11 protein-coding genes and 1 pseudogene are annotated in these 12,028 nt (G+C 35.9%); 8 read left to right on the top strand and 4 right to left on the bottom strand.

Annotated features, from left to right (window positions below; genetic code table 11):
* Together ACGHIN_RS14935 and ACGHIN_RS14930 are read left to right on the top strand one after the other, a co-directional pair.
* Window positions 1-517 (top strand): alpha/beta hydrolase family protein (locus ACGHIN_RS14935; protein WP_390455225.1); only part of this gene is annotated, 517 nt, incomplete at its 5' end.
* 34 nt (window positions 518-551) lie between these two features.
* The gene (locus tag ACGHIN_RS14930) at window positions 552-1,463 is read left to right on the top strand and encodes an MrcB family domain-containing protein (protein ID WP_390455222.1); all 912 of its coding nucleotides are present in this window, start codon (window positions 552-554) and stop codon (window positions 1,461-1,463) included.
* 61 nt (window positions 1,464-1,524) lie between these two features.
* Here ACGHIN_RS14930 and ACGHIN_RS14925 read toward each other — a convergent pair whose 3' ends face one another.
* Window positions 1,525-3,858, bottom strand: coding sequence for an ATP-dependent helicase (locus ACGHIN_RS14925; protein ID WP_390455219.1), 2,334 nt, complete (start codon window positions 3,856-3,858; stop codon window positions 1,525-1,527).
* Window positions 3,859-4,028: 170 nt separating this feature from the next.
* Here ACGHIN_RS14925 and ACGHIN_RS14920 point away from each other — a divergent pair, with 170 nt between their 5' ends.
* The 3 genes from ACGHIN_RS14920 (at window position 4,029) to secG (ending at window position 7,890) form a co-directional block, all read left to right on the top strand.
* A complete protein-coding gene (locus ACGHIN_RS14920; protein ID WP_390455216.1) occupies window positions 4,029-5,342 on the top strand; it encodes a M16 family metallopeptidase in 1,314 nt (437 codons plus the stop codon).
* A 52-nt stretch (window positions 5,343-5,394) separates the two neighbouring features.
* Window positions 5,395-7,428: a M16 family metallopeptidase gene (locus tag ACGHIN_RS14915; RefSeq protein WP_390455213.1), complete on the top strand. Its 2,034-nt coding sequence runs from the start codon at window positions 5,395-5,397 to the stop codon at window positions 7,426-7,428.
* 132 nt (window positions 7,429-7,560) lie between these two features.
* The gene (gene secG, locus ACGHIN_RS14910) at window positions 7,561-7,890 is read left to right on the top strand and encodes a preprotein translocase subunit SecG (protein ID WP_390455210.1); all 330 of its coding nucleotides are present in this window, start codon (window positions 7,561-7,563) and stop codon (window positions 7,888-7,890) included.
* Between the two features lie 50 nt (window positions 7,891-7,940).
* Here the strand turns inward: secG and ACGHIN_RS14905 are convergent, their stop codons facing one another.
* Genes ACGHIN_RS14905 through recR form a run of 3 tightly spaced genes read right to left on the bottom strand, consistent with a single transcriptional unit; the run spans window position 7,941 to window position 10,230 of the window.
* A complete protein-coding gene (locus ACGHIN_RS14905) occupies window positions 7,941-8,774 on the bottom strand; it encodes a glycosyltransferase family 2 protein (protein WP_390455207.1) in 834 nt (277 codons plus the stop codon).
* 3 nt (window positions 8,775-8,777) lie between these two features.
* Entirely contained in the window at window positions 8,778-9,599 is an 822-nt protein-coding gene (locus ACGHIN_RS14900) for a glycosyltransferase family 2 protein (RefSeq protein WP_390455204.1), read from the bottom strand.
* 16 nt (window positions 9,600-9,615) lie between these two features.
* Window positions 9,616-10,230 (bottom strand): recombination mediator RecR, encoded by a 615-nt coding sequence (recR, locus tag ACGHIN_RS14895; protein WP_390455201.1) that lies wholly within the window; start codon window positions 10,228-10,230, stop codon window positions 9,616-9,618.
* Between the two features lie 112 nt (window positions 10,231-10,342).
* On the opposite strand from recR, the gene ACGHIN_RS14890 reads away from it, so the two are divergent.
* From ACGHIN_RS14890 to ACGHIN_RS14880, 3 genes and pseudogenes are all read left to right on the top strand, one after another.
* A complete protein-coding gene (locus tag ACGHIN_RS14890) occupies window positions 10,343-10,948 on the top strand; it encodes an LURP-one-related/scramblase family protein (RefSeq protein ID WP_390455198.1) in 606 nt (201 codons plus the stop codon).
* Window positions 10,949-10,963: 15 nt separating this feature from the next.
* A complete protein-coding gene (locus ACGHIN_RS14885; RefSeq protein ID WP_390455195.1) occupies window positions 10,964-11,458 on the top strand; it encodes a hypothetical protein in 495 nt (164 codons plus the stop codon).
* Window positions 11,459-11,533: 75 nt separating this feature from the next.
* Window positions 11,534-12,028: pseudogene (locus tag ACGHIN_RS14880) on the top strand (cytosol nonspecific dipeptidase); the annotation flags it as partial.

Here is a 12,028-nt window from a genome sequence, read left to right as displayed (position 1 = left end):
GGCTCATTTATCGATGCTTTCAGCATATACTTCAGATACAGAATTTGTGGGTGATCCGGAGTTGTCTAAATATTCTGGAAAGGTGAATTATGTAATCAATAATTTCGGTCCGTCTGATATGAACAAGCTTTTACGTACCCGTATCGGAAAAGTGCCCGTTTTTTTCGTTGGTTTGTTTTCAAAAAAGATTGTGGATCTTAGAGAAAAGCTGGTTTTTGGAATCACTGGCTATGATATCAAGAAGGACAAAAAGAAAGTAATAGAATATTGCACAACTATTTCGCCTGTAAGCTATGTTGACAATGCCATCCCTACTTTAATTATTCAGGGAAATAAAGATCAGGTAGTTCCTATAAAACAAGCAAAAAAGCTTCGTAGAAAATTAAAAAAAGAAGGAGTACAAAATACACTGACCATTGTAGAAGACGGCTTACACGGTTTCAGAACTACGGACAAAGCTGAATTGGAGAAAATAGTAGATGAAATGGTGAATTTTATTGTTTCGCAGAAGAAATAAAATAATTTTTTCTAAATTGTCTGAAAAACTAACCATGAAAGAAATTTTAATAGAAATTTTAGAAAACTATTTAGCAGAAAAAGAAACAGCATTTAAAGAAAACTCCTTAGCCAATAAAATAAGGAACAATTATCCAAAATCTATTGAAGGTATTATCCTAGATAGAGAAAGATATAAAATAGATGGATCTCCGGGAAAAGGTAGATGGAGTGAAGTTCCTTGGATTGCAATTTTTGATAGACTTGTTACAGATAGTGCACAATCAGGTTATTATCCAGTCTTCCTATTCAAAGCAGACATGTCTGGTGTGTATCTATCGTTAAATCAAGGAGTAACTGACATCAAAGAAACATATAAAAGAGATGCCGCAAAAGTTTTAAGAATTAAATCATTAGATTTTCGAAATAAATTAAATTATGATTCTACATATATTGATGAAATAAATTTAGAAGCCTCAACAATAAATGCTAAATTATACGAGTCAGGAAATATTCTCGCTAAATATTTTTCATTAGAATCTTTACAAAGCAATATGTACAATATTGAGAATGAAATTCTTTTATTTCTACAATTATATAATGAATTAACATATAATGATTTACAAATAAGTGATGACATAAAGGATGATTTAACCGCTATTGAAAAAAAGCAATTAAGGTTACATTTCCGAATCGAGAGAAATTCTTCTATTTCTGAAAAAGTAAAAAAGAATAAGGGCTATCAATGTGAAGCTTGTAATTTTAATTTTGAAGAAAAATATGGCACGCTTGGGGAAAAGTTTATAGAAGCTCATCACTTAAAAGCTATTTCGACTTTAAATATGGGGGAAACTTTATTAAACATCGAAAGTGATTTCGCAGTATTATGCAGCAATTGTCATAGAATGATCCACAGATTAGAAAATACAAGTGATTTACAAAAATTGAAATCAATACTGGTGAATTAGCCCATAATTATTTTTATCAAAAAAAGAAACGGATTCTTTTTTTGAATCCGTTTCTATAATTTTACATTTTAGTCAATTTTGCAAACTTTAAAATAAGGTTTTTCTCCCCTTCATGCTGGAAAACAACCTTCGCTTTGATATTCTGCGGATCGGTACCATCCAGAAAAGTGACTTCTCCAATTCCGAAACGATCGTGTCTCACCTTATCTCCCACTTCAATATCCTGGGAAGAGGCTCCGCTAGGATTAATAATTTTTGCGGTACTTACAGGCTTCAGTTTTCTTGGTTCAGCCATAGGTTTTAAACTTTCGCCTCTTTCAATGGTTTTCTTCTCCACTTTTTTGAAGCTTCTTACTTCCGAAGGATGCTCATCAAAAATATTGGATTTGATTCCGGAATTGTTGATGAAACGTTTTTCAATCGCGGGATTGACAAATTCTATGAATTCTTCGTCGATCTCGCTTAAGAATCTTGAAGGTTCCGCATCGGTAATTTTTCCCCATTGGAAACGGGAAACCGCATAAGAGAAAAACACCTGTTTCTCTGCCCTTGTTAACGCTACATAAAACAAACGTCTTTCTTCTTCCAGGTCTTCTCTGGTAGACGAGCTCATAAAGCTTGGGAAAAGATTCTCCTCCAAGCCTACTAAATGAACCACCGGGAATTCCAGTCCTTTGGAAAGGTGGATCGTCATTAAAGAAACCATATCTTCATCATTTTCCTTGTCTTGCGTATCTGCGGAAAGGGCAATATTTTCAAGGAAGTTAGATAAACTAGGATCGCCGTCTTCCAGCTGCATTTGCTCTTCAATGAACCCCTGCATGGAGTTCATCAATTCCTGAACGTTTTCCACCCGGGAAATCCCTTCCGGAGTCTGGTCGTCTTTTAAAAACTTGATTAATCCACTTCGTTTGGCCACTTCCATCGCCACATTGTAAGCCGTTTCAGTCTTTAATAAAACCTGGAAAGCTTTGATCATCGACCAGAAATCATTCAGTTTCGTAATGACTCCGTTATTGAATCCTAAATGTGGAGCATACATCGGCAGATTATCCAGTACTTTGGAAACCGATACATTCTGTGAATCTGCAAAAACGATCAGTTTATTCTGAGTAGTATCGCCAATTCCTCTTGCAGGATAATTAATAATCCTCATTAATGCTTCGGAATCATTTTCATTGATCAGAAGACGAAGGTAAGCAAGCAAGTCTTTTACTTCTTTTCTTTGGTAGAAAGACAAGCCCCCATAAACTTTGTACGGAATATTTTTACGTCTCAACGCGTCCTCAAAAGCACGGGTCTGAGAGTTGGTTCTGTATAAAATAGCAAAATCGCTGTATTTTCTCTGATCCCTGTTGCGAAGTTCCCAGATATTTCCAGCCACGAAATTCGCTTCATCCGCATCGGAAAGTGAACGGTATACTTTGATCTTATCCCCGGTTTCGTTATCACTGAAAACATTTTTCTTGAACTGCTGCAGGTTTTTAGCAATTACCACATTGGCTGCATTTACAATATTCTGTGTTGAACGGTAGTTTTGTTCAAGAGAAACGGTTACTGCATCCGGATAATCTTTTTTAAAGTTTAAGATATTATAGATGTTCGCGCCACGGAAAGAGTAAATAGACTGTGCATCGTCTCCTACCACACAGATATTTTCAAATTTCGAAGCTAAAGCTTTTACAATAAGATACTGAGAATGGTTGGTATCCTGGTACTCATCCACCAGAATATATCTGAACCTGTCCTGATATTTTGCTAATACTTCAGGAAAACGGGTTAACAATTCATTGGTTTTTAACAATAAATCGTCAAAATCCATCGCTCCGTTTCTGAAACAGGCATCCACATATTTCTGATAAATCTGCCCGATGAATTTCATATTGGCTTTTTCATCTGCCTCAATAAGTTCCGGGTTATTGAAATAAGCTTTTACGGTAATGAGATTATTTTTATAGGTGGAAATTCTTGCCTGTACTTTTTTAGGTTTATAGAGATCGGCATCAATATTCATGTCTTTCAACACTTTTTTGATGACGTTCAGAGCATCCTGTTGGTCATAAATGGTAAAGTTAGAAGGATATCCCAAATAATGGGCTTCATTTCTCAGGATTCTTGCAAACACTGAGTGGAAGGTCCCCATCCAAAGGCTTCTTGCATTGCTGTCTCCCACTACTTTGGCAATACGTTCTTTCATTTCACGGGCTGCCTTATTGGTAAAGGTAAGGGCCAGGATATTGAAAGGGTCTACTCCATTCGTAATCAAATGAGCAATACGCATCGTGAGTACACGCGTTTTCCCTGAACCGGCTCCTGCAAGGACCATCAATGGTCCCTGTAAGGTGGTAACAGCCTCAAATTGTGATTCATTCAGTCCTTTCAGATAATCCTCCATACAGCAAAAAAATTTGGATTACAAAATTAATGCATTAAAAGGAGAATTCAAATTTTTAAAACTACGCTATCAGATATTTAACAAAATCTGTTTTTACCAAAAATAATCACATCGCAATTGTAACATTTGGCTTATTTTTGACACTAATTGACTAAACAATTTCTACTATAATGAAAAAACGACTTCTTTCTGTTGCTGCTGCAGCTTTCTTCGGAATGGCTTTGAATGCACAACAAATTAAATTCGAAGAATATGACTTACCTAATGGTTTACACGTAATTCTTCATCAGGATAATTCCGCACCGGTAGTTACCACAGGAGTAATGTACCATGTAGGTGCTAAAGATGAAGTAAAAGGAAGAACCGGTTTTGCCCATTTTTTCGAACATCTTTTATTTGAAGGAACGCCAAACATCAAGAGAGGTGACTGGTTCAAGATTGTTTCTTCCAACGGTGGACAAAACAATGCGAACACCACAAATGACAGAACGTATTATTATGAGACTTTTCCATCCAATAATGAGCAATTAGGACTTTGGATGGAGGCTGAAAGAATGCGCCATGCAGTGATCAACCAAATTGGTGTAGATACTCAAAGAGAGGTAGTAAAAGAAGAAAAAAGACTGAGAATGGATAACCAGCCTTATGGGAATCTTTTCACAACGATTCAGAAAAACCTTTTCACGAACCACCCGTACAACTGGCCGACCATTGGGTCTATGGAGGATCTGAATGCGGCTAAATTGGATGAATTTATTGCATTCTATAAAAAATTCTACGTTCCTAATAATGCTACGTTAGTGGTTGCAGGAGATATCAAGCCCGAGCAGACTAAAAAGTGGATCCAGGAATATTATGGAGGAATTCCAAAAGGAACAGTTTACCCTAAAAACTTCCCTAAGGATACTCCAATCACTCAGGAAAAGGAAGTTACGGCGACAGACCCTAATATCCAACTTCCGGCATATGTTTTTGCTTACAGAACTCCGGGTAATAAAGAGAAGGATGCTTATATCTTAGATATGCTTTCTTCCTATTTGAGCAACGGAAAATCTTCAGTGTTATATAAAAAATTAGTAGATCAGGAGAAAAAGGCACTTCAGGTGGCGGCTTTCAACCAGGGTCTTGAGGATTACAGTATTTTCGCTTTCTTTGCGATCCCGATGGGACAAACTACCAAGCAAACGTTACAAACTGATATTGATGCTGAAATCAAAAAGCTTCAGACTACTTTAATTTCTGAAGAAGATTATCAAAAGCTTCAAAACCAGTATGAGAATCAGTTCGTTAACGCAAACTCAAGCATTCAGGGAATTGCTGCTTCATTGGCAACCAACCACGTATTGATGGGAGATACTAACCTAATCAACAAGGAAATTGACATTTACAGATCTATCACAAGACAGGATCTGCAAAATGCGGCTAAAAAGTATTTGAATTCTAATCAAAGAGTAATCATTAATTACGTACCTGAAAAAAAATAATCTCTAAAACTTAGGTTTTATCAGATGATTTTCAAAAAATAATTTTTTTACAATGAAAAAGCAATTAACATATATAGCTGTAGCATTCTTATTCACAGGAATGGTTTCAGCACAAAAAATTGACCTTAATGCAATGCCAAAGCCAGGGCCTACTCCTGCGATCAACATTGCTAAGCCCAAAACCTTCCAGTTGAACAACGGCCTTACTGTCATGGTGGTAGAAAACAATAAATTACCGAGAGTAAGCGCTAATCTTTCTATGGACAGACCTCCTTATTATGAAGGAGATGTAACGGGAGTAAGCCAGATTATGGCAGAACAGCTTGAAAACGGAACCAAAAACATCAGTAAAGATGACTTCAATAAAAAAGTAGATTTCTTGGGAGCTAGCTTAAACTTCAACTCAGGCGGTGCTTTTGCGAACTCTCTTTCAAAATATTTTCCGGAAGTTTTAGGATTAATGGCAGATGCTGTTATCAATCCTAATTTTTCAGCAAAAGAAATCCAGAATTCTAAAGAAAGAGCGATCGAAGGATTAAAATCTGAAGAGAAAAACGCTTCTTCTATCGCTGATAAGGTTTCAAGAGCCTTGATGTATGGAAAAAATACCTCAAGAGGGGAATTTGAAACGGTAGAATCTATCAGCAAAATCCAGTTGGCTGATGTACAAAATGTTTACAATAAATACTACGCTCCGGACAATGCTTATTTAGTAATTGTTGGAGATGTAAAGTTTGAGCAGGTAAAATCTTTGGTTGAGAAAGCTTTTAGCGGATGGAAAAAATCCAATACCAAATTTGCGCCTTTAGAACCGGCTTCTAATGTGGCTAAAACTGAAATTAACGTTGTAGATGTTCCTACAGCAGTACAGTCTGTTGTATCAGTAAACAATCTGAACAACTTAAAAATGAAGGATCCTAATTACTTTCCTGCTACCATTGCGAACTATATCTTAGGAGGTGGTGGTGAGGCGAGGCTTTTCATGAACCTGCGTGAGAAGAACGGATTCACTTATGGGGCTTATTCAAGCTTAAGCGCAAGCAAGTATTCTCCTGAATTCTCAGCTGAAGCAAGCGTAAGAAACGAGGTTACAGATAAAGCGGTTAAAGAATTTATGAATGAGCTTAACGCTATTTCTACTGTAAAACCGGAAGAATTGGAGAATGCTAAAGCGAAATTGAAAGGTGCTTTCATTATGTCTTTGGAGCAGCCGGCTACGATTGCAAGATTTGCATTGAATCAGAAAGTGCAGGATCTTCCTTCTGATTTCTATACCAATTATCTGAAATCTATCGATAAAGTAACAGCAGCTGATGTTTCCAATGCTGTAAAAACGACTATTTTACCAAACCAAAGCAGAATTTTCATTGCCGGTAAAGCTTCCGATATTTCTGAAGGATTAGAAAAATTAGGATACCCTGTAAAATATTTCGATAAAGAAGCTAACCCTGTTGCAAAACCAACTGCTCAAAAAGTAGATGCAAGTGTAACGATCGGATCTGTAGCCGACAAATACATCAATGCAATCGGTGGTCTTGCTGCGGTTCAGAAAGTAACTTCCATCTCTTCTGATGCTACTACCAAGGTACAAGGAATGGATATGAATATGAAAATGATCCAGGCTAAAGGCGGTAAGATGGCAATGAACATCAGCATGATGGGAAATACGGTTCAGAAAATCGTTTTCGACGGAAAAGACGGCTACATGGAAGTTCAGGGGCAAAAAGCACCTTTGAACGATAAGCAAAAAACTGAAATGGCTAAAGATACTGAGCTTTTCCCGGAATTATCTTTTGCTAAATCCCCGGAATACAAACTTGCAGGAATCGAAAAGTATAACAATGAAGATTCTTACGTAATAAAAGGTGGTAAAACAACATATTATTACAGTGTAAAAACGGGCTTGAAAACCGGAGAGGTAAAAGCAGGAGAAGGAGGTTCAGTTCCTACAAGCTATGCAGATTATAAGGATGTATCTGGTGTGAAACTGCCTTATACGATCATGCAAAATATGGGCGGAATGGACATTAACTTAACGGTAAAATCTTACCAGATCAACCAGGCTAAAGATTCTGATTTTAAATAAGAAACTTTCTTATGATATAGAAAAAGCGGCAACAAATGTTGCCGCTTTTATTTTTATCAATATTTGATGATATCTTTTTGCCGTTCCATAAAAAAAGACTAAATTTGCCCATTCAAAAAGATATCAGAATTAATGGATACTATATTTACACTATTGATGGTTCTTGTTATGATTGCGAGCGTTTTGCTTGTTATTATCATTATGGCTCAAAACCCAAAAGGAGGAGGTCTTTCCAGTACTTTCGGAGGTGCATCATCTGCACAGTTTGGGGTACAAAGAACCAATGACTTCATGGAAAAAGCGACATGGACTTTAGGAACTGTGATTATCATTCTTATCCTTTTAAGTGTTGTCATTACCGGTAAACCATCACAAGTGGCTCCTTCTCAGCAACCTGTAAAGAAAGAAGCTCCTGTACAATCTGCTCCGGCTTCTCAGACTCCTGTAAAGCCAACCAAATAACGACTATTTATTTTACATCATAAGAAAAGCAACTCGATCGAGTTGCTTTTTTATTTTAATTTAATTTTTTCTATTTCATGCCTTAGCTTTAGTCCCATTTTTAAAAATAAATACTGAACAGGCTTTGAGTCTTTATAATACTTATTAATAAAAATCTGCATCGCACCATAAAACCGCTCCAAATATACCTCATCCTTTATCGTGCTTTCTCCTTTATAATGAAGAATTGATTCTTTTCCATAGTAATAATTCTTGTAACCATGTCTCAGTAATGTATAGCACAAATCAATATCTTCACCGTACATAAAATATGAATCATCAAAGCCTCCAACTTTCTCATAAACATCCTTTTTTATCAGCAAAAAAGCTCCGGTAATGACTTCAACCTGGGCAACATCGAACTCTCCGATATCATTCCTGTAATAGGATTTTGAATTATTTTCCTTAAAGTTAGTGAATAGCTTTTCAAAAGAATTTATTATATCAGGAACCGATCTTTTACTTTCAGGCAAAAACACTCCATGGACATCATGCATCCTCACGCCAAGACACCCAAAATTTGTTTTGGAATCAGCAAAATCTAAAATATTTTTTATATAAAAACCTTCGATTTCCGTATCCGGATTTAATATTAAAAGATATTCTCCTTTAGCTGTTTTTATTGCTTTATTATTTGCTTTTGAAAAACCTTCATTTTTTTTTGAAGAAATAAATTTAAACCGGGGAAATTCAGGAATAAGGTTTTCCCATGAAGAATCAGGAGATGCATTATCAACAACAATCACTTCATAATTAATACTATCAACATACTTGCAAATAGATAAAAGACAGTTTTTAAGTAATTGAGTTACATTATAATTAACGATAATGATAGATAACTTCATTGGTTAACCTTCTTTATTTTTGGGTATTTTCTGATTATGGTAAAATGTTCTGGCTAACAAAAGTAAATATTTAGCTTTATAAAAAACCGTAAGGAAAGTATATTCAATACAATTAATATACTTTAAACCATATATTTCTTTTAAATTTTGCTGAAACCCTTGCTCCATGGCTGAAAGATTAGCAGAAAGCCCAGAAACACCAAAAGTTCTTTTTCCCCCACCCGCAATTAATAAACTTTCATTAAGAATGTACATTTTATTGTTTCTACATACTTTCATCCAATAATTTAAATCCTCTGCATACCTTTGATTATCATTAAAGTATCCCGTATTCTCTAAAACTTTCCTCTTAAATATAACGGTTGATGGTTGGGTTTCATTTCTTAATAAAAGTTTTTTAAATGTAATTTGAGCAAGATTATTTATTACTTTGTAGGGAAACAGGATTTTATTATTATTCCTTCTGGTTGCCAGGAAATCAATATTCAATGTATTATTTTGAAGATATTTTAGTTGCTTTTCTGTTTTTTCAGGTAACCATACATCATCCGCATCCAACAATGCAATATAATCTCCCTGCGCAGCCTTCAAGCCTGTATTTCTTGCCTTTGAAACGCCCCCGTTTGGCTGATTGAAAATTTTTATATTCATTTCGGGATAACTTTCCATATAGTCCCTGACCAACTTTTCACTCTGATCTGTAGAGCCGTCGTTCACAACAAATATCTCAAATTCCTGTACACCTACCGTTTGTGCTTTAACTGAATTCAAAGCACCAATAATTGTTTTTTCTGCATTATACACGGGAATTATTACGGAAACCATTTGTTTGACTTAAGGATTAAGAACTCCCTTCATTATATGGCAATCTGTTCATGATAGATCTTCCTAAGGAAATTTCATCTGCATATTCCAGCTCATCTCCCACAGAAATCCCTCTGGCTATGCTTGAAAATTTAACCCCGAAACCTTTGAATTTTTTATAAAGGTAATAAGCAGTAGTGTCACCCTCCATGGTGGCACTTAAGGCAAATATGAGCTCCTTGACTTTTCCTTCGTTCAGCTTTCTCTCTACACTCGGAATATTGAGCTGATTGGGGCCTACACCTTCCATCGGAGATATTTTCCCGCCTAAAATCAGATATTTCCCAGTATATTTCCCAGTGTTTTCAATAGCAATTACATCCCTTACATCTTCCACAATGCAGATAAGCTCGTCATTCCTTTTAGGATTACTGCATATTTCGCAGGTATCAAAATCAGAAAAGTTATGGCATTCTTTGCAGTATTTGATGTCATTAACAAGGTTAATGAGGGAATTTCCCAAAGTAACGGCTCTGGAATTGGGTTGTTTCAATAAATGTAATGCTAAACGCAAAGCTGTTTTCCTTCCAATTCCGGGTAATCCTGAAATTTCATCCACCGCTTTTGCTAAAACTTTACTCGGATAATCCATAATGACAAAAATAAAACAAAAAGATGAGTATTCACGGTTTACAGCGCCTAAATCCTCCTGAGTTCCCCATAAAAATATTATCTTTGAAAGGAAATATGAAAAAATAAACTCAATGGTACTTAACAATCTCAACTATCCTCTGGATTTCAAGTTTAAAATCACCACATTATCCAGCGACTTTAATATTACGGATAGAAATGGAAATTATGTAGCCTATGTCCGTCAGAAAATGTTCAGGCTTAAAGAGGATGTTATTGTATTTAATGATGAAAGCAAATCGAAAGAACTTTTCAGGATCAAAGCCAATCAATGGATTGATTTCAATGCATCTTATTCTTTAAATGACCTTGTCAACAATAAAAATTTCGGAAGGCTGGCCAGAAAAGGAATGCGTTCTCTTTGGAAGTCTACGTATAATATACTGGATGCGAATGATCAGCCTCAATTCATTGTAACCGAGGACAGCGCATGGGTAAAGTTCTTTGATGGAGTCGTAGGTGAAATTCCTGTTATCGGAATATTTACCGGATATTTCCTGAATCCTTCTTATACTGTAAAAGGAATGGATGGAAAAGAATATTTTAAACTTAAGAAAATGCCTTCTTTCTTTGGCAGAAGATTTCAGCTGGACAGATTGATTGATATTGATGATGAAGATGAAAGCTTAGTTATTCTTTCATTATTGATGATGGTGCTTTTGGAAAGAGCAAGAGGATAAAAACCACTACAGACAATGAAATATGTAATCATCACTTTTTCAGCACTCATGCTGACAGCTTGTAAAAAAGACAAAGAAACAGTTTCAAATCTTTCCCCTGCAGATTCTTTGAGCGTAGTACAGGATTCTGTGGCCGTTGATATTGCTACGGATGGGAAAATTGCAATTGAAGTTTTCCCTTTCCCAAAAGAAATTAAAGAATGCTCATGCTATTTCGCCAAGAATAAAACAGATTTTGAAGCCGAGAAATATATTTATGCTGATGATGCAGGAAAAACAGCATACATGAAGCTGGATGGTAAAAGACTGGCTATGAATCTCATCTCTTCCAACGATATGGAAGTGGATGAAGAACTAAGCAAGGAAATAGAGAATGAGAATTATAAGATTTCCGTAAAGGGTAAGAAAATAAAAAATGAAGAGGCTTTGTTATTCGAAGGTACACTCACCATTGAAAAAGCAGATGGAACTGTGGTATCCACCCCTATTTATGGAGAATGCGGGTGCTAAAAATAAAATAATAAAGAATGCTTCTGAATTTACGGAAGCATTTTTTATTTTGTAATTTTGAGAAAAATAAATTTTATGGAATTATCCAATATAGAACCACAAATCATCTGGAAAAACTTCTCCAGACTTAATGCTGTTCCCAGACCTTCAAAAAAAGAAGGAAAAGTAATTGCATTCATCAAAGAATTTGGAGAAAATCTTGGGTTGGAAACTACTGTAGATGAAGTAGGAAATGTCATTATTAAAAAACCTGCCACAGCAGGCATGGAAAACCGTAAATCCGTTATTCTTCAGTCTCACCTGGATATGGTCTGCCAGAAGAACAATGATATCAATTTTGATTTTGAAACGGAAGGAATTAAAATGGAGGTTGACGGCGACTGGGTAAAGGCAAAAGGCACTACTTTAGGAGCTGATAACGGATTAGGAGTAGCAACCATCATGTCTATCCTGGAAAGTTCAGATATTCCGCATCCTGCTCTGGAAGCCCTTTTCACGATTGATGAAGAAACGGGAATGACGGGAGCTTTAGGCCTAAAACCCGGGCAACTTACCGGAGATATCTTATTG

Source organism: Chryseobacterium barbadense (assembly GCF_042849955.1).
Classification (GTDB): domain Bacteria; phylum Bacteroidota; class Bacteroidia; order Flavobacteriales; family Weeksellaceae; genus Chryseobacterium.
This window is presented reverse-complemented; position numbering and strand designations above follow the sequence as displayed.